Raw genomic sequence first — 17216 nt, 5'->3', positions numbered from 1 at the left:
CTGCATTGGCCAACGCAAGCCTTGTGTGAAGGAGTGAACCCATGACTGCTCAAGACATCCAGACCAAAGCCCTGCAACGCATTCGCGCCGATGTACGCGCCATGCAGGGCTACCATGTGCAGCCCGCGCAAGGCCTGCTCAAGATGGACACGATGGAGAACCCCTACCGTCTGCCGCCCGAGCTGCAGAAAAAGTTGGGCGAGCATCTGGGCGGTCTGGAAATCAACCGCTACCCCGGCGAGCGCCAGGAAGTGCTCAAGCAGATGCTGGCCGACTACGCCGGTGCTCCGGCCGGCACATCGGTGCTGCTGGGCAATGGCTCGGACGAGATCATCACCCTGCTGGCGCTGGCCACGGCCCAGCCTTGCAACAATGCCCGCGCCAAGATGCTGGCGCCCATGCCGGGCTTTGTGATGTATCCGCTGTCTGCCAAGCTGCAGGGCCTGGATTTCGTGGGCGTGAATCTGACGAGCGACTTCGACCTCGATGTGCCGGCCATGCAGGCCGCCATCGCCGAGCACCAGCCTGCCATCACCTATATCGCCTATCCCAACAATCCCACCGCCACGCTGTGGGCCGAGGATAAGGTTCAGGCCGTGATCGACGCCGTGGCCGAGGTTGGCGGTCTGGTCGTGATGGACGAGGCCTACCAGCCCTTCGCCAGCCGCAGCTGGATCACCTGCATGAAGGCAGACCCCGCGCGCAACGCCCATGTGCTGCTGATGCGCACGCTGTCCAAGTTCGGTCTGGCCGGTGCGCGACTGGGCTATCTGATCGGCCCTTCGGCCATCGTCAACGAGATCGACAAGGTGCGCCCGCCCTACAACATCAGCGTGCTCAACTGCGAAACGGCGATTTTTGCACTGCAGCACGAGTCCCTGTATGCCGAGCAGGCTGCCGCCATCCGCGCCGAACGCCAGCCGCTGATCGATGCCCTGGCCCTGCTGGACGGCGTGCAAAAAGTCTGGCCCTCCGAAGCCAATATGGTGCTGCTGCGCGTGCGCGATGCCGGCAAGGCCCAGATCGAGATGAAGCAGCGCGGCGTGCTGGTCAAGAACGTATCGGCCATGCACCCCTTGCTGCACAACTGCCTGCGCCTGACCGTGGGCACCCGCGAAGAAAACGCCCAGATGCTGGCGGCACTGAAAGAAAGCCTATGAGCAATATCGTCCCCTCCATCGCCCAGAACCTGCCGCGCATTGCCGAAGTGCAGCGCAACACGGCCGAGACCCGCGTCGCCGTGCGCGTCAACCTCGACGGCACGGGCAAGGCCAGCCTGAACTCCGGTATCGGCTTTCTCGACCACATGCTGGACCAGATCGCGCGCCACGGCCTGATCGACATGGACATCGAATGCGCGGGCGATCTGCACATCGACGGCCACCACACGGTCGAAGACATCGGCATCACCCTGGGCCAGGCCTTTGCCAAGGCCATCGGCGACAAGAAAGGCATTCGCCGCTACGGTCATGCCTATGTGCCGCTGGACGAAGCCCTGAGCCGCGTCGTCATCGACTTCTCGGGCCGTCCCGGTCTGCACATGGATGTGAAGTTCACGGCCGGCAGCATCGGCCAGCTCGACACGCAACTGGTCTTCGAATTCTTCCAGGGCTTTGTCAACCACGCCGGCGTGACCTTGCACATCGACAACCTGAAGGGCTTCAACGCCCACCACCAGTGCGAAACCATCTTCAAGGCCTTTGCTCGTGCCATGCGCTTTGCGCTGGAGCATGATGAGCGCATGGCGGGCGTGATTCCCTCGACCAAGGGTGCTCTGTAATCAGGAGCAAATTGCGCCTGTTTACACTGCACTTCAAAGCTGTTTGTCTTTAAAAACCAATCTCCATAAGCGGTAGCTGCTATGAGTTTGAAGAACAACACCGTGGCCGTGGTCGATTACGGCATGGGCAATCTGCGTTCGGTCTCGCAGGCGGTGCGCACGGCCGCAGCCGATACCGGCTGGGACGTGGTCGTCACGGCCGATCCCGATGTGGTCCATGCCGCCAACCGCGTGGTCCTGCCTGGTCAGGGGGCCATGCCCGACTGCATGCGCGAGCTGCGCGAATCGGGCCTGCAGCAGGCCGTGCTCGATGCGGCTGCCAACAAGCCGCTGTTTGGCGTCTGCGTGGGCATGCAGATGCTGCTCGACCACAGCGACGAAGGCGATGTGCCGGGCCTGGGACTGATTCCCGGCAATGTGCGCAAGTTCGATCTCGAAGGCCGAATGCAGGCCGATGGCAGCCGTTTCAAGGTGCCGCAAATGGGCTGGAACCAGGTGCAGCAGACGCAGCAGGGCGGCAAGCCCCATGCGCTGTGGGCCGGTATTCCAGACGGCAGCTTCTACTACTTTGTGCACAGCTTTTATGCGCAGGTGCAACACAGCGCGCATTGCGCGGCCGAGACCGACTATGGCGGCCTCTTTGCATGTGCCGTCGCACGCGATAATATTTTCGCAACCCAGTTCCACCCCGAGAAAAGCTCGGACCAGGGACTGGCGCTGTTCCGCAACTTCCTGGGCTGGAAGCCCTGAAGTTTTTCTTTGTGCACTGGCCATTTCTGACGGCCAAACTTGCTAGCAGATCACCATCATGTTGCTCATCCCCGCTATCGACCTCAAGGACGGCCACTGCGTTCGCCTGATTCAGGGTGATATGGACCAGTCCACCACTTTCGGTGAAGACCCCGCAGCCATGGCCGCCAAATGGCTGGATGCGGGCGCCCGTCGCCTGCACCTGGTGGACCTGAACGGCGCCTTTGCGGGCCAGCCCAAGAACCTGTCGGCCATCAAGAGCATCCTCAAGGAGGTCGATGGCGAGATTCCCGTGCAGCTGGGCGGCGGCATCCGTGATCTGGACACCATCGAGCGCTACATCGATCTGGGCATCGAGTACCTGATCATCGGCACCGCTGCCGTGAAGAACCCCGGTTTCCTGCAGGACGCCTGCAGCGCCTTTCCCGGACACATCATCGTGGGCCTGGACGCCAAGGACGGCAAGGTGGCGATCGACGGCTGGAGCAAGCTCACCGGCCAGGATGTGATCGAAACCGCCAAACGCTTCGAGGACTGGGGCGTGGAATCCATCATCTACACCGACATCGGTCGTGACGGCATGCTCAGCGGCATCAATATCGACGCCACCGTCAAGCTGGCCCAGTCGCTGAAGATTCCGGTCATCGCCTCGGGCGGTCTGGCCGGCATGGCCGACATCGAAGCGCTGTGCAAGGTGCAGGACGAGGGCGTGGAAGGCGTTATCTGCGGCCGCGCCATCTATACCGGCGATCTGGACTTCGCCGCCGGCCAGGAGCGTGCGGACGAGCTCACGGGTGAGTGATTTGACCTTTCAGGCCCAGGTCGTTGACTGGAAAGGGCTTCCTGCCATTGCTGTGAAGCTGGGTCAGGGGGATTCGGTGCTGATCTGCCTGCAGGGCGCCCAGGTACTGTCCTGGGTCGGCCTGGGGCAGGAACGCCTGTTCCTCAGTCCCCGCGCAGCCCATGACGGCCAGAGCGCCATTCGCGGCGGCATTCCGGTCTGCTTTCCCCAGTTCAATCAGCGTGGTCCCTTGGTCAAGCATGGCTTTGCGCGCCTCAGTCACTGGCAGGCCGATGCTGCGAGGCCATCGGGCGAGGATGGTGCGCAGATCTCCTTGCGCCTGACGGACAGCGAAGCATCGCGCGCCGTCTGGCCGCACGCCTTTGAAGCCGTGCTCACGGTCGAGCTCAGGCCCGGCGTGTTGCGTGTGGAACTGGCCGTGCATAACCGCGGCCGGCAGGACCTGTCTTTTACCGTGGCCTTGCACGGCTATCTTCGCGTTGCGCAGGCCGAGCAGGCCAGCTTGCACGGTCTCGAAGGTTTGAGCTACTGGGATGCTGCTGCGGCTCAACCGGATACCCATGTCGCGCAGCAAGGCTGCGTCAGCTTCGGTGCGGAGACCGATCGCGTCTATCCGCGTGCGGCTGCAGCCCTGCAGCTGCAAAGCTCGGGCCGGCCCTGGCTGCAGCTTGCCCAGGATGCGTCCTGGAGCGAAACCGTGGTCTGGAATCCCGGCCCCGCACTGTGCGCCACGCTCAAGGACATGGAGGCCGACAGCTGGCAGCAAATGCTGTGTGTGGAGGCCGCGGCCATTGATGCTCCTGTGGTTCTTGGACCCGACCAGCGCTGGAAGGCGGCGCAAACCTTCGAATGCTTTTGAGGCTTTGAACGGGGCGGGGTGATGTCACCCCGAGCCTGGGCCTGTCCTTGTGCGCAGACCTGTTGGCCTTCAGCCTGCTCGGCTCTGTTGACGGCTCCATGGGGCGCAGCTGCAGAAGCAAGGCGGACGGCGACTCATCGGGATTTGCTGCCCAGGGCATCCGCCAATGCATCGACCAGAGGCGGGTTCAGATAATGCGGGCCGTCGAAGGCAAAGACCGTCCAGCCTTGGTAGGCCGCCAACTGTGGCAGGAATTCTTCTGCCATGGCGCTGCGAAATCCGCCGCCCGGCGCAGGCCGGAAGGCCTCGGCAATCACGCGAACACGCGCCTGGCCCAGATGGGCGGTCAGCATTTGCAGGTATTCGCGTGCCACGCTGGGAGTGCGCGCGTGTACGCCGACTCCATCCTGGAAAAACACGCCCACATCTTCGGGTATCCAGCGCATGATCCAGTCAACCAGCGCCTGGGGACCCATATTGGCATTGTCATAGGCGCTGATCCACAGCGGACGTGGCAGTTTGTTGAGTACCTCGGTGAGAAGACTGGGCGCAGCCCAGGTCGGATCGACTTCGACCGGGAAGTACCAGCCGGCAACCCGCAGTGGCAGTGCCGTGATAGCCGCTTTCAAGGCATAGGACTGCATGGCCAGATCCGCGAGACTGGCGCGGGCCTTGGCCTCGTCATGCATGCCGGCCAGGCCGAGAATCAGCTCTTGCGCCCAGGGCTCGGCCGCGATGCGCTCCCAGTCCGGGAGGTTGCGGCTCATGGAGGGCAGGTAAGTGCCGGGCACCAGACTCAGATTGTCCACGGCCGTCCATTGCACCAGCAGGCGGCGGATGCCCAGACGCTGCCATGATCCATGGGGCCGCAGAGTGTCGGCACTGGGCTGCCAGACCATGCCAGGCAGACGCAGGCTGGGCTTGGCCTGTGCCTCGGGCAGGCTGCAGCTCAGCGCCCAGGCCAGGCCCAGCGCCTCGCGTCTGGTGCATTGTTCCATCGTCATATCTATGGATCGAGCCGCTTTCTCCTTTCGGAGAAAGCGCTTTTCTTTCATGGCAGCTGACTCGGAACCGTCCAGGTGAAGCCCAGATTGGAGATGCCGCTGACAAGGCTCTTGAAGTCCGCCAGGCCAGGGGTTCCAACCTGTGGCTCCAGCCAGAACGGGTGGAAGAAGAACGAGGCATAGCCGTCACGCACCGTCTTCACATACTGGGCATTGGTGAGAATGTCCTGCCATGTGTAGTTGAAGGAGGAGGTCGGGTCGATCAGGTGGATGTCGTACTCGATGTTCCCCAGGCTTTCCGGCAACACTTTCTGCCCGTAGTAGTCGGTCTGGATGGGGTAGGGGAAGATCTGGCCCACGGCAAAATCCTTCTCCACCGATGCAGTGAAGTTGGGGTTGTCTGCGGTGTAGTACACCACGCGCTGATAAGTCTTGGGGAAGACCTGCGTACTGGCCTTGGATGCCAGCGCCGAGCCCTGGTAGTGCGGGGTTTCCCATGCTGTAGCGCGATATCCATTGAGAGACAACTCCAACAGACCGGCCCGGTAGCGCCCCAATGCCCAGGTGGTCGAGTCTTCCGGCAGGGGCTTGTTGTTGACGATGTCCCAGAATTCGTAGTCATCGCCACTCACGGCCGTATAGCGGTTGCGCACATTGCTGTACTGGTGCGTGTAGCCATGCATCACGATTTCGCCGCCGCGTACCAGCGCATAGTTGAGAGCTCTCTTCAGATTGGTGGCCAGCGACATCGGCACCTGCATTGGCACCCCCGAGTTGTACACGCCAAGAGGATCCTTGTAGTACGGAATGGTCGCAATCGAAAACGGTATCCGCTGCTGGTAGAGGTAGTCCGTCAGCGATTTCATCGCTGCTACGCTGACATTGGCACTCACATCTTCAAGACGGACCATGGCCTTGTGGCTCTCGGCATGGTTCACCCCCAGCATGTCATGCAGCATGTCTGCCAGCACGAGATAGCGATCGCGTGGTCCGATATAGCTGAACGGCAGATCCGCCACATACCAGAAGTTGCCCGACCTCACCACATAGGGCGCCTGCTCGCCGGTCTTGGGATTGGACATGGAAACCAGGTTCTGGGCTTTGGTGGTGTCGGTGATGGCCGTCACCCCGACATCGGGATCCGCATTCACGGCTCCGGTGGTGCTGTCGTATGCGTAGTATTTGACAAAGGGCAGGTTTTTGTAGGTGATGGTGTCAAAGAACCCCGGCGTGGTGTTGCTTGATGTCGGAGCGGCATTGAGTCCTCGCAGCGCCGTCAGGTTGAAGCCATAGCGGGACTGGAAGCCGTAGGTCGGGTCCCAGGCAAACTGCCAGATGTTGTACTTGAACCAGACAATGGTCTTGGCAGAGCTGGCGGCATCGGTCATGAAGGCGGCGGGAACCGGGTTGTCGTAATACGCGCCCAGATAGAACGTGGCGTCGTAGCCGCTGAGCTGGCCTGCCGTGTAGTTCTGCACCGGGACCATATCGACCTTGCTGTCGAAATGTCCGAGCAGATTGCGCAGCATGATGGCATAGCCCATCCCGAGCTTGGTGTAGGCCGTATTGGGCGGCGCGTCATAAAGAATCAGCGTGCGCGGACCTGTTTGCGCAAAAGCGCCAGGGCTCGCAAAGAGCATGGCGAGCAGCCATGCCCCAAGAATGCGTCCTAGGGTTTTCATGAGACTCTCCTGAAATCAGTACACGGTGAGGTCTATTGCTGCTGACCGCGGAATGGGCCACCCGGATTGGGCTTGTCCTTCGGGGGATTGCCGGGGGAGGGGTTGCCGGGTTTGATCGGCAGTTCATCCAGCGTGTCATCCCGTGTGAAATCCTTCTTGAAATGTCCTTTGTGGTGATGCGCACGTTCGTTGCGCTTGCGCTCTACGGGGGAAGCGCCGACATCCATGCGGATCTGGGAGGTCCCAGGCGGCAATGGCGGCGGCATGACGTTGGAGGCCAGGGTCCAGTTGGCCCAGGTCAGCAGTGCCAGCGCGAGCAGCGCGCGCGTGGCCTGCCTTTGATCATGGGAGTGCATGAGAGTCTCCTTTCTGGAGTGCAGAAAGAAAAAGTGTCGAACAACACCATCCCCACAAACTCTAAAAATGGCGATGGGTTCGGGCCTTAAAGGCGTGCCATCTCAAAACACCAAGGCGGCACGTAGAAACACGCCTTTCCCTCGGTCGTCCCCGGCCAGCCGGGCGCGATACTGCAGGGAGAGGTCGAGGTAGGAGCGAGGTGCATGGTCACGGTCCTCGCGGAACCAGAAACGCATGCTCACACCAACGCCAGCGCCCACCGAGCTTTGCTTGCCCGAGGCTGTGCGTTCAGAGTTGTAATCAGCGCCCAGGACTGCATGCGGAAATAGCACCAGTCTTGAGTCGCTCCCCCCCATTCGGAAACTGCGCCCTGCTTGGGCTTCGAAAGTCGCGTAGTTCTGCTTGCGATGAATGAAGCGACCTACTTCGGCATACATATTGAACGTGTTCCAGCTGGGCACATCCACGCGCAGGTCGGTGCCCATGCCGCCCGAATATCCCATGCGCAGCAACCAGTCGTTGCTGGACAGCGAGCCGATGCGCACGCGCCGCTCGGCCGCGAGTATGAGGTTGTGATCGCTCAGCGGCTTGGCACGAATACCGACGGCACCCTGGGTGGTCTCTCCGCCCGTGGGCACATCGTGGCGGCTGTAGACCGTTTGAGCAGCGCCGCCGTACAGCTCCCAGAAGCGGCCGTCGCCGAACTTCTGCGGGCGCCAGTACACCTCGCTGACGAGCTGGGCCACGTCGCCATAGAGGCCGGGCTGGGCGCCCGCCGCGCCCAGGGAAATGCCTCGATAGCCCAGCAAGGTGTTGATGCCCCAGGAGCGGTCCCGGTCGGCAACTTCACGTCGTGTCTCATATTGCTGCTGCGGCGTCATGGCGAGCCGGCCTTCATGTGCAGCGGCAATGGCCTGCTTGAAGTAGTCGATGGACTGATCGTTCTCGGCCAGCCTGCTGGCAGCGTAGGCGCCATCGCGCAGCGCCGTGTCCGGCAGACGGCTCTGGTCCCGTGCGCGGTTGAAGATGGACAAGGCACTGCGATCGTCCCCCACGCGAATGGCCAGATAGGCCAGATTGGGGTCGGCGCTTTGCTGCAGCTCAGGCTCCGAAACGGCCTGTGCAAAGCGTGCAGCAGCCTCGTCTCGCCGCCCCAGCTGAAGCAGCAGATCCACCTCGCTGGACAGGGACAGGCCGCCCATTTGCAAGGCCGTCCGTGCGTCGGCGTTGGCGGCCTCGGTCATGCCCTGCTCGTGGCGCAGACGACTGCGCAAGGCCAGCACTTCGGCTGCATCGGGCTGTAGCTGCAGTGTTTGATCGACCTCCTCAAGCGCCTGCGCCTTCTGGCCTGCAGCCAGCAAGGCTTGCAGGCGAAGCTGACGGTAGGGGAGATGACCGGGGTTGAGCTGCACGGCAGCTCCGGCCTTTTCTGCCGCCAAAGCATATTGCCCATCGCTGTAGGCTTGATAGGCCTCATGGGCGACTTTGTATGCCGGGTCTGGCGCTTCCTGCCCGGGCCAGATTTCGCAGCCGGGCACATCGCCGGCGCTGAAGCAGTTGACCAGGGGCAGTGGCAGCTCGTAGTTGCGTGACATGGTTGAGGAGCGCAGGGCCTTGAGCTGCTCTCGGCGGCTGTTGACGTCGGCATTGCTGTCCGTCTCCAGCGCCTGCACAAGCCGCTGGGCTCGTTCTGTCTGGCCGGCTGCCAGCGCTGCATCCAGGGCTATCACGCCGTAATTCTGCCGCTCCGACCGCGACAGATGGGGGGCGGCAAGCGCTGCGTCGAAAGCCTGTTCGGAGGCCATGCCGCGACCTTGGACATGCAGGGCCACGCCCTGCAGTACCTGCAGTGCAGGATCATGCTGCAGCGCCAGCCCTTGCTCTGCCACGCGCTGTGCCTGGGCCGCCTGCCCATCCTGAAGCAGCAAGCCCAGCCACTGAAGCCGGGGAGCCAGCGCATCCGGCGCTATTCGGACGCTGGTCTCGGCATACCTGAGGGCCTTGACCATGTCGCCTTGCTCGCGTGCCTGCAAGGCCTGCTCGAAGGGCCGCAGGGCGCGGCGCTGACGTATGGATGTGCGCAGCATCTGCCAATCGGAGTCCGACTGCAGCTGCTTGACCTTGTCCAGCCTTGTTGCCCTGGCTTCGGCCTCGTCGAAGCGCCCGTTCTCGACGAGCAGGTAGACCAGCAGGCGCTGATAGTCCAGACGCCCGGGGGCCGCAGCTACGGCCTGCCTTGCCAGAGGCAAGGCCGTGGCGAAGTCGCGCCGCTCGGTTGCGGCATAGGCCTGGCTGGCCTTGGCGTAACCCGCAGGCATGGCCTGTGTTGCCGGGCTCTTGCGCGGGCGCGGCGTGGTGCCCGCTGTCGAGGTGGCTGCCTTTGCCGGCTCCGGTGCTGTCGCTGCTGAAGGCGCGGCGGTGCCTGGCGTCTTCGGTGGCTCCTTGGCCGCAGGAGCGGGCAGGGCTTGAGACTCGGGCTGTCTGGCTGGAACGGCTCCCTGATGCATATCGCGCAGAGCCTGGGCCAGACGCGCATCGCCAGGGTGGCGCTGAAGCTGAGCCTTCAGTACAGCTTCAGCCTGTGCGGGTTGGCCAAAGCGGCGATGGGCTGCGGCCAACTGCAAGGCGATCTCGGTGTTGTCCGGTGCCAGACGCTGAGCCTGCTGCAGCTCGGAGATGGCACGCTGGCCATCGCCGCGCGCCATGGCCTCATACGCCTTGTCGATCCGGGGATAGACCTGAAAGCGCTGTCTGGGAGTGATATCCGGGCCTAGATCCACCGTCTGCGCCAGACCATCGTATGGGGTGGCGCATGCCAGGGAAAGAACCAGAATAGGACGAGAAAGCTTCATATATTGGCACCTAAGCAACGGACACGATCGGGGCGGCATCAAGGCGGCGCAAAAGTTGCGCCATGGTGACCTGCAACTGTTGCTGCAGTCGCAGTGCTTCATCCAGCGTAGCCTGCGTCAACGCCCCCTGGTTCACCAGGAACAGGCCCAGGCTGTCATCGCTTTGCTCATGTCTGAGCAGCAAGGCATTCAGCACGGCCGTGTCGATGCGGCCCAGGGCCTGAAGCACTTCGCCCAGCATCAGCTGCCGCGACACATAGAATTTCCACAGCTCTTTCGCCTGTTCGGCGGATACGCGTTTGCGTTCCACGGCCCAGGCCAGCAGTTCGCGAGCCGGCTCCCCATGCTGTCTTGCATACAGACGCCGCAGCTCGACCGTGACCTCTCCCTTGGGGGCAATGAGGTAGCGCACGGGCCTCTCCAGCTTGCGCTCCAGGGCTGCATGCGAGACCGGGTCTATGACCGACTCGCTGGCCAGGATCAGCGCTTCTCCCTCCTCGCGCAGTCGGGGTCCCTCTCCCAGCATGGGGAAGTCATGGTCGGTCTTGGCCCAGGCCATGCGCCGGATATCCTTGGCCTGCAGCGCCTGGGCGATGGCCCGCCAGTTGGCCAGAAAGTTCACCAAATTGCCCCATAGCAGGCGCGGAAGCGACATCAATCCCTGGACGATGCCGTAGTAGCTGGTGACGAAGAACATGCGCTGGACAATGCGGTTGAGCATCAGCACGAAGTTCGCGGCCAGCAGCGCATACAGCCACCAGTCGCCCTGGAAGATGGAGAGAAACCGGTAGCTGTCCGGTACCAGGCGCTGGTAGAGCCAGATGGCAATCAGCTGCATCGCCAGCAGCATGGCCAGAAAGCTGGCGAAATTGGTGAGAGCCCCTTTGCGGTCGCGCCAGAGAAAATAGTTCAGCACACCGCTTTGGGTCCAGCGCAGGGTCTTGAAACCCTGGATCACGATGCCCGTGATCCAGCGGGACTTCTGTCGCACCGCCGCATTCAGCGTATCGGGGAAGAACTCCCGCACGCAGATGACGCTGGCTTCACGCGCGCTGCGCCCGTGTCGGCGTGGCTGGTCGGGATCGGTAGGCTGGTCCGCGTCATGCACGGGAAAGCGCACGAAGATCTCGCGCATGCCCAGCTGCTTGAGCCGGAAACCGATGTCGTAGTCCTCGGTCAGGCTCTGGGTATCGAAGGCTACGCCATCGCCCATCTCCAGCAGCGCCGTGATGGCGCGGCGGCTGAAGCAGGTGCCGACTCCGGCGCTGGGCACCTGACCCACCAGGGCCTCGCGCACCACGATGTCCTTGGCATGCAGCTCGGCAAACTCGTCCAGATAATGCCCGCCGGTGAATTCGCGCAGTGGCCGCTCCAGGGGGTAGACCGGCAGCTGGATCAGATCCTTGCGATCCACGAGAAAGTTGAACAGTCTCAGCTCCAACCTGGACAGCACGTCTTCCGAGTCATGCAGGATGAAGCCTGCAAACTCTATGCCCGAGCGCTGCTCGAACTGGAAGATGGCATCGAGCACATTGTTGAGACAGTCGGCCTTGCTGGTCGGCCCGGGGCGTGCGCAGACCACGCTGTGCACATTCGGGAAATGGGCTCTTACCTGCTCCACATCGGCGTGGGTCTGGGGGTCGTTGGGGTAGGTGCCGATGAAGATGTGGTAGTTCTCATAGTCCAGCGTGGTTGCCGCCAGCTGCGCCATCTTGCCGATCACGCCATGCTCCTGCCAGGCGGGCACCATGATGGCCAGCGGCTTTTCGTCCACACCGAGCAAGGCCTTGTGATTCATCTGCTCGTGGCGCGAATACACGGTCAGTGCACGCCAGGTGCGCCGCCCCCAGTAAAAGAGGTCGATGAACAGATCGTCCAGTCCGCTGATGAAGATCACCACCGCAATGACGATGGCGATGCTCTTGAGCACATAGAGGTATCCGGTGAACAGGTCAAGCCAGGACATGGCGCGTCCTTTCAGCGGCTTTCTGTGCCAGGCCTGCGTGATCAGGCCTCAGCATCTGGTGCAGTCTTTTCTCAGTGCGCTGTGCTGCAGTCCCGTCACCAAAGGGGTTGCTGCTGGCCTGCATGCTCCGGTAGGCAGCATCGTCATGCATCAGGTGGCGCACGGACTGAACGATCCTGCTTCTGTCGGCTCCGACCAGAGCGGCGCAGCCGGCTTCCAGCACCTCGGGACGCTCGGTCTCGTCGCGCAAGACCAGCACCGGTACCTTGAAGGTTGGCGCCTCTTCCTGCAGTCCGCCGGAATCGGTCAGCACCAGCCAGGCATCGGCCAGGGCCTGCTGCATGGCCAGGTAATCCAGAGGCTCCGTCAGCTTGACATTGGGAAGTCCGCCCAGCAGCCGGTGTACCGGCTCCTTGACCACCGGATTGAGGTGAACCGGGAACAGCACCGGCATCTGGGGAAACTCGCGCGCGATCTCGGCAATCGCTTCGCACACATGGTCCACATCGGGGCCCCAGTTCTCTCGCCTGTGCATGGTCACCAGAATATGGCCTTGGCCCTGCATGCGGCGGTGGATGTGGTGATGCTGGCTGGCCCAGAGCTGGGCATCGACGACGGTGTTGCCGGTGAGTTCGATCTTTTCCTTGGCCACGTTTTCGCGCTCCAGCGCCTGCTGGGCCCTCGGGGTGGGGGCCAGATGCAGGCTGGCGATGCGCCCTATCATTTGCCGCAGGCCTTCCTCCGGAAAAGGTCGGTGCAGGTTGTAGGTGCGCAGGCCGGCCTCGACATGGACGACGGGCACCTTGAGATAGAAGCCGGCCAAGGCACCCTGAAACGCGCTCTCTGTGTCGCCCTGAACGATCACTGCCTCACAGCTCGTATCCGTCAGCACGGACTCCAGCTGAGTCCGGCAGCCTGTGGCGAATTCCAGCAGAGAGCTTCCTTGCCTTTGCAGCACATGATCGGGCTGGATATGAAAGCAATCCAGCATTTGCGCGGCCATGTCGCCATGCTGGCCGGTGTGCAGCCAGATGGGGCGGGCCCAGTGCGTCTGCTGCAGTGCGTGATAGACGGGGGCCAGCTTGATGATTTCGGGCCTGGTCCCGGACACGATGAGCAACTGCGCGATGTCTGGCTTGCCGTGAAGAGCCTCGGAGTCCTGATTCATTGCGTTCTCCCTTTGAGTCAATTGGTATCAGACGTTCTTCATTCGCACCTGCTCAAAATCATCTTTCACGCTCTGCTTGGGGTATGTCAGCCAGCTCCTCGTGCAGGCCACAATTGGTGCCGGCTTTATCTGCTGCATGAGCGGCGCAGCCGCATCGGCGGGCTAACCGTCTCTGGCAGCCGTGACCAGTCGCTCGGCACAGCGGCTGGCCTGATCGCCATCCTGTGCCTCCACCATCACATGCAGCAGCGGCTCCGTGCCGCTGTGACGCACCAGCACACGCCCGGTGGAACCCAGTTCGGCCTCGACCTGCGCCTGCACTCGTGCCAGCAAGGCATTGCTGCGCCAATCCCGGTCTGGCGACCAGTGCACATTGAGCAATGCTTGAGGGTAGAGCTGCACTGGCAGCAGCCATTGCGATAGCGTGCGGCCGGTGCGCACGCAGGCCTGCAATATCTGTAGCGCATTCACCAGACCGTCGCCCGTGCTGTGCCGGTCCAGTATCAGCAGATGGCCCGACCCCTCGCCGCCGAAGGTCCAGCCCCTGCGGCTGAGCTCCTCAAGCACGTAGCGGTCGCCGACCTTGGTGCGCATGAAGTCCACATCCAGCACCCCGAATGCCCGCTCCACCGCCATATTCGTCATCAGCGTGCCGACGGCGCCCGCAATGCTCTCGTCATGCTCCAGGCGGTCGGCGACGATCAGGTACAGCAACTCGTCTCCGTTATAGAGCCGGCCGGCGGCATCGACGACCAGCAGGCGATCCGCATCGCCATCCAGGGCGATGCCGAAATCCGCACCGCAACCGGAAACAGTCGTGGCCAGGAGCTCGGGATGTGCGGCTCCGGCCCCCTGGTTGATGTTCATGCCATCGGGAGCACAGCCTATGGCCACCACTTCGGCACCGAGTTCATGCAAGACCATGGGCGCTATCTGATAGGCCGCACCATGGCCGGCATCGACCACGATCTTCAGCCCTCGCAAGGTGAACGCATGGTCGCAAGTGCTCTTGCAAAACTCTATATAGCGGCCGGCGGCGTCATCCAGGAGCTGGGTTTTTCCGAGTGCGATTGCCGGGACCCAATGCGGCTCATCCAGCAGCATTTGCTCGACTGCTACCTCCCAGACATAGGGCAGTTTGGTGCCTTTGGCACTGAAGAATTTGATGCCGTTGTCCTCGAAGGTGTTGTGGCTGGCGCTGATGACCACTCCCAGACTGGCACGCAGGGCCCGCGTGAGATAGGCCACTCCCGGTGTTGGCAGCGTCCCAAGCAGCACCACATCCACTCCAGACGAATTGAAGCCCGACACCAATGCGCTTTCGAGCATGTGACCCGAGATACGCGTGTCCTTGCCAATCAGCACCGTCGGGCGCTCTTCGTTGCGATGAAGCATTCGTCCGACGACATGGGCGAGATGCAGAGCGAAGTCCGGCGTGATGGGGAAATACCCAGCCCGCCCGCGGATTCCGTCGGTACCGAAATATTGGCGTCTCATATCCATGATGATCACCTGTGCCTGAATACATTCATCGAACGGGATGGGTTTCCGGGTCCGGTCAATTATTTATGGGGACAACACTGTCGAAATATTAAAAACTATTGATTTATTTTTTTCATAGTTTCACTAGCAAAAACAATCCGAACAAGAATGCAGCGTAAAAAGAAACATCTTTTTACGCCATGAATATCTGGATGCTGAATTGGGGTTTTATACACAATATTTAAGGTATTTCGCTTCCCGGTCGAGACTGCTTTGCATTGCTGTCAACCCTAGCGTCAGGTGGCTTGCCGAAGCCAGCCCGCAATAGCTTTGCTTGTCACGCAGTCATATGCCGCTCTCGGCAGTGCGGCTTCTCGCAGGCGTGGAGGCTTCTCATTGAGAATATCGGTGCCTTTGTTTTCGGATTGCTTGTGGCATGCCTAGTCAGGAGTGGGCGATGGTCCTATCTGCGCCAGTTAATCGCAGCCGGAATATCGATGCGGGAAAGAGATTGCGGCTGAAAACAATAAATCGTGAGGCCGGCTCTGTGTTTACTGTTATTCAATTGGGAGCACAGGGATTTTGTGCCGCTTTATGGATTGGGACTGCTGCTGACTTGAATCGTTTCAAGTCGAGCAGGCTTGACTCGCGATGCGATGGCTGTGGCCGGGCGGCGTGCCGCCGAAGCCAGCTGGCAATGCCATGGCAGCGGCAGGGGGGCGCCGTCGGCAGATGCCCTAGGCAGCGGCGAGGCCGTGGTATCTTTGGCCTCTTTGTTCGTAGATATTCCGAGACTGGTCCATGCTTGCCAAACGCATCATTCCCTGCCTTGACGTGACCGGCGGCCGCGTGGTCAAGGGCGTCAATTTTCTGGAGCTGCGCGATGCAGGCGACCCGGTGGAAATTGCCGCACGCTACAACGCCCAGGGTGCAGACGAGCTGACTTTTCTGGACATCACGGCCACCAGCGATGGCCGTGATCTGATTCTGCCCATCATCGAGGCCGTGGCTTCGCAGGTATTCATTCCGCTGACCGTGGGCGGTGGCGTGCGCAGCGTGGAAGATGTGCGCCGCCTGCTCAATGCCGGAGCCGACAAGACCAGCTTCAACTCCGCCGCCATTGCCAACCCGGACACCATCAATGCCTGCAGCGACAAGTACGGCGCGCAATGCATCGTGGTGGCCATCGACGCCAAGCGCCGCACGCCCGAGGACGAGCAGCGCATCGGCCCCGGCGGCACGCCCATGGGGCCGGGCTGGGATGTGTACAGCCATGGCGGGCGCAAGAACGTGGGGCTGGATGTGGTGCGCTGGGCCGAAGAGATGGCCAGGCGCGGTGCCGGCGAGATCCTGCTGACCAGCATGGACAAGGACGGCACCAAGAGCGGCTTCGATCTGAAGCTCACGCGTGCCGTGGCCGATGCCGTGGCCGTGCCCGTGATCGCCTCGGGCGGTGTCGGCAATCTCGAAGATCTGGCCGATGGCGTGACCATTGGCGGCGCCGATGCCGTGCTGGCCGCCAGCATCTTCCACTATGGCGAGTACACCGTGCAGCAGGCCAAGGAATGCATGCGCGCGCGCGGCATTCCCGTGCGTCTCTAAAGTTGTTTTGAGAGCGGCTTGCGCAGGCTACAAGCGGCTTTCCATATGTTTTATGGTTGATGTTGGCTGCTGGCCTGCGCTGGCAGCTATACAAAGCAAAGGTCTGCAATGAGCTGGCTCGATCAAGTCAAATGGGATGCGCAGGGTCTGGTGCCCGTGATTGCGCAGGAGCAAAGCAGCGGCGACGTGGTCATGTTTGCCTGGATGAACCGCGAGGCACTGGAAAAGACCGCCGAGCTGGGGCGTGCCGTCTACTTCAGCCGCTCGCGCAACAAGCTGTGGTTCAAGGGCGAGGAGTCCGGCCATGTACAGACCGTGCACGAGATGCGCATCGACTGCGACAACGACGTGGTTTTGCTCAAGATCACGCAAGAGGGGCATGATCCCGGTATTGCCTGCCATACCGGCCGCCACTCCTGCTTCTACAGCGTTTTCAAGGACGGACAGTGGCTTGCTGTCGATCCGGTCTTGAAAGATCCTGCTTCCATCTACAAATAAAGTCATGTCTGAACAAAACACCGCGTCGGTCGAGGGCGCACTGGCCCGTCTGGCCGCCGTGATCGAAAGCCGCAAGGTTGCCAATGGTGGCGACCCTGAAAAAAGCTATGTCGCGCGCCTGCTGCACAAGGGGCCTGACGCCTTTCTGAAGAAGATCGGCGAAGAGGCCACCGAAGTCGTCATGGCCGCCAAGGATGTCGATCATGGCGCGGACAAGGGCAAGATCCTCTATGAAGTGGCAGATCTGTGGTTTCACTCCATGATTGCGCTGTCGCACTACGGACTGACACCCGCAGAGGTGGTGGCCGAGCTGGAGCGCCGCGAGGGCACCAGCGGTCTGGAGGAAAAAGCCCTGCGCAAGGCCCAGGAACGCGCTGCTCAGGAAGGGGCGGCCAAGCAATAAGGAGGAAGCGC

Annotated in this window: 15 protein-coding genes; 8 read left to right on the top strand and 7 right to left on the bottom strand. The window is 61.9% G+C overall.

What is annotated here, in order from left to right:
• Positions 1 to 41: 41 nt before the first annotated feature.
• The 5 genes from hisC to JAO85_RS08520 all read left to right on the top strand — a co-directional run bounded on the left by hisC (position 42) and on the right by JAO85_RS08520 (position 4191).
• Complete coding sequence (gene hisC / locus JAO85_RS08540; protein WP_202787886.1) at positions 42 to 1160, top strand: histidinol-phosphate transaminase; 1119 nt, start codon at positions 42 to 44, stop codon at positions 1158 to 1160.
• Positions 1157 to 1780 carry an imidazoleglycerol-phosphate dehydratase HisB gene (hisB, locus tag JAO85_RS08535; protein WP_003058637.1) on the top strand — a complete coding sequence of 208 codons (624 nt, stop codon included), beginning with the start codon at positions 1157 to 1159 and terminating at the stop codon, positions 1778 to 1780. Before hisC ends, hisB begins: the two co-directional genes overlap by 4 nt.
• Positions 1781 to 1861: 81 nt before the next feature.
• On the top strand, positions 1862 to 2530 hold the full coding sequence (gene hisH / locus JAO85_RS08530; RefSeq protein ID WP_012837075.1) for an imidazole glycerol phosphate synthase subunit HisH: 669 nt from the start codon (positions 1862 to 1864) through the stop codon (positions 2528 to 2530).
• 58 nt (positions 2531 to 2588) lie between these two features.
• Positions 2589 to 3332 (top strand): 1-(5-phosphoribosyl)-5-[(5-phosphoribosylamino)methylideneamino]imidazole-4-carboxamide isomerase, encoded by a 744-nt coding sequence (gene hisA / locus JAO85_RS08525; protein ID WP_003058631.1) that lies wholly within the window; start codon positions 2589 to 2591, stop codon positions 3330 to 3332.
• On the top strand, positions 3325 to 4191 hold the full coding sequence (locus tag JAO85_RS08520; protein ID WP_202787885.1) for a D-hexose-6-phosphate mutarotase: 867 nt from the start codon (positions 3325 to 3327) through the stop codon (positions 4189 to 4191). Before hisA ends, JAO85_RS08520 begins: the two co-directional genes overlap by 8 nt.
• 134 nt (positions 4192 to 4325) lie before the next feature.
• Here the strand turns inward: JAO85_RS08520 and JAO85_RS08515 are convergent, their stop codons facing one another.
• The 7 genes from JAO85_RS08515 to glmM form a co-directional block, all read right to left on the bottom strand.
• On the bottom strand, positions 4326 to 5195 hold the full coding sequence (locus JAO85_RS08515) for a hypothetical protein (RefSeq protein ID WP_237734767.1): 870 nt from the start codon (positions 5193 to 5195) through the stop codon (positions 4326 to 4328).
• A gap of 47 nt (positions 5196 to 5242) precedes the next feature.
• Positions 5243 to 6877, bottom strand: a complete 1635-nt coding sequence (locus JAO85_RS08510; protein WP_202787883.1) for a DUF2334 domain-containing protein — start codon at positions 6875 to 6877, stop codon at positions 5243 to 5245.
• A 32-nt stretch (positions 6878 to 6909) separates the two neighbouring features.
• On the bottom strand, positions 6910 to 7233 hold the full coding sequence (locus JAO85_RS08505; protein ID WP_202787882.1) for a hypothetical protein: 324 nt from the start codon (positions 7231 to 7233) through the stop codon (positions 6910 to 6912).
• Between the two features lie 102 nt (positions 7234 to 7335).
• A complete protein-coding gene (locus JAO85_RS08500) occupies positions 7336 to 10086 on the bottom strand; it encodes a tetratricopeptide repeat protein (RefSeq protein ID WP_039049601.1) in 2751 nt (916 codons plus the stop codon).
• A 10-nt stretch (positions 10087 to 10096) separates the two neighbouring features.
• Positions 10097 to 12052: a glycosyl transferase family protein gene (locus tag JAO85_RS08495; RefSeq protein ID WP_202787881.1), complete on the bottom strand. Its 1956-nt coding sequence runs from the start codon at positions 12050 to 12052 to the stop codon at positions 10097 to 10099.
• On the bottom strand, positions 12039 to 13220 hold the full coding sequence (gene wecB / locus JAO85_RS08490) for a non-hydrolyzing UDP-N-acetylglucosamine 2-epimerase (RefSeq protein WP_087864461.1): 1182 nt from the start codon (positions 13218 to 13220) through the stop codon (positions 12039 to 12041). The genes JAO85_RS08495 and wecB overlap by 14 nt, the downstream gene beginning before the upstream one ends.
• A 162-nt stretch (positions 13221 to 13382) precedes the next feature.
• Positions 13383 to 14717, bottom strand: coding sequence for a phosphoglucosamine mutase (gene glmM / locus JAO85_RS08485; protein WP_003062134.1), 1335 nt, complete (start codon positions 14715 to 14717; stop codon positions 13383 to 13385).
• Between the two features lie 786 nt (positions 14718 to 15503).
• Here glmM and hisF point away from each other — a divergent pair.
• The 3 genes from hisF (at position 15504) to JAO85_RS08470 (ending at position 17205) form a co-directional block, all read left to right on the top strand.
• Entirely contained in the window at positions 15504 to 16304 is an 801-nt protein-coding gene (gene hisF / locus JAO85_RS08480) for an imidazole glycerol phosphate synthase subunit HisF (protein WP_003058607.1), read from the top strand.
• Positions 16305 to 16373: 69 nt separating this feature from the next.
• Complete coding sequence (gene hisI, locus JAO85_RS08475; RefSeq protein ID WP_255538961.1) at positions 16374 to 16802, top strand: phosphoribosyl-AMP cyclohydrolase; 429 nt, start codon at positions 16374 to 16376, stop codon at positions 16800 to 16802.
• Positions 16803 to 16806: 4 nt separating this feature from the next.
• Positions 16807 to 17205 (top strand): phosphoribosyl-ATP diphosphatase, encoded by a 399-nt coding sequence (locus JAO85_RS08470; protein WP_003062137.1) that lies wholly within the window; start codon positions 16807 to 16809, stop codon positions 17203 to 17205.
• Positions 17206 to 17216 lie beyond the last annotated feature (11 nt).

The sequence above is a fragment of the Comamonas sp. NyZ500 genome, assembly GCF_016772095.1.
Classification (GTDB): Bacteria; Pseudomonadota; Gammaproteobacteria; order Burkholderiales; family Burkholderiaceae_C; genus Comamonas; species Comamonas thiooxydans.
This window is presented reverse-complemented; position numbering and strand designations above follow the sequence as displayed.

What these genes read in the sequence shown, in the direction of transcription:
- hisC (WP_202787886.1), top strand. Translation starts at nt 42, where the DNA reads ATGACTGCTCAAGACATCCAGACCAAAGCCCTGCAACGCATTCGCGCC.
- hisB (WP_003058637.1), top strand. Translation starts at nt 1,157, where the DNA reads ATGAGCAATATCGTCCCCTCCATCGCCCAGAACCTGCCGCGCATTGCC.
- hisH (WP_012837075.1), top strand. Translation starts at nt 1,862, where the DNA reads ATGAGTTTGAAGAACAACACCGTGGCCGTGGTCGATTACGGCATGGGC.
- hisA (WP_003058631.1), top strand. Translation starts at nt 2,589, where the DNA reads ATGTTGCTCATCCCCGCTATCGACCTCAAGGACGGCCACTGCGTTCGC.
- JAO85_RS08515 (WP_237734767.1), bottom strand. Translation starts at nt 5,195, where the DNA reads ATGACGATGGAACAATGCACCAGACGCGAGGCGCTGGGCCTGGCCTGG.
- JAO85_RS08510 (WP_202787883.1), bottom strand. Translation starts at nt 6,877, where the DNA reads ATGAAAACCCTAGGACGCATTCTTGGGGCATGGCTGCTCGCCATGCTC.
- JAO85_RS08505 (WP_202787882.1), bottom strand. Translation starts at nt 7,233, where the DNA reads ATGCACTCCCATGATCAAAGGCAGGCCACGCGCGCGCTGCTCGCGCTG.
- JAO85_RS08500 (WP_039049601.1), bottom strand. Translation starts at nt 10,086, where the DNA reads ATGAAGCTTTCTCGTCCTATTCTGGTTCTTTCCCTGGCATGCGCCACC.
- JAO85_RS08495 (WP_202787881.1), bottom strand. Translation starts at nt 12,052, where the DNA reads ATGTCCTGGCTTGACCTGTTCACCGGATACCTCTATGTGCTCAAGAGC.
- wecB (WP_087864461.1), bottom strand. Translation starts at nt 13,220, where the DNA reads ATGAATCAGGACTCCGAGGCTCTTCACGGCAAGCCAGACATCGCGCAG.
- glmM (WP_003062134.1), bottom strand. Translation starts at nt 14,717, where the DNA reads ATGAGACGCCAATATTTCGGTACCGACGGAATCCGCGGGCGGGCTGGG.
- hisF (WP_003058607.1), top strand. Translation starts at nt 15,504, where the DNA reads ATGCTTGCCAAACGCATCATTCCCTGCCTTGACGTGACCGGCGGCCGC.
- JAO85_RS08470 (WP_003062137.1), top strand. Translation starts at nt 16,807, where the DNA reads ATGTCTGAACAAAACACCGCGTCGGTCGAGGGCGCACTGGCCCGTCTG.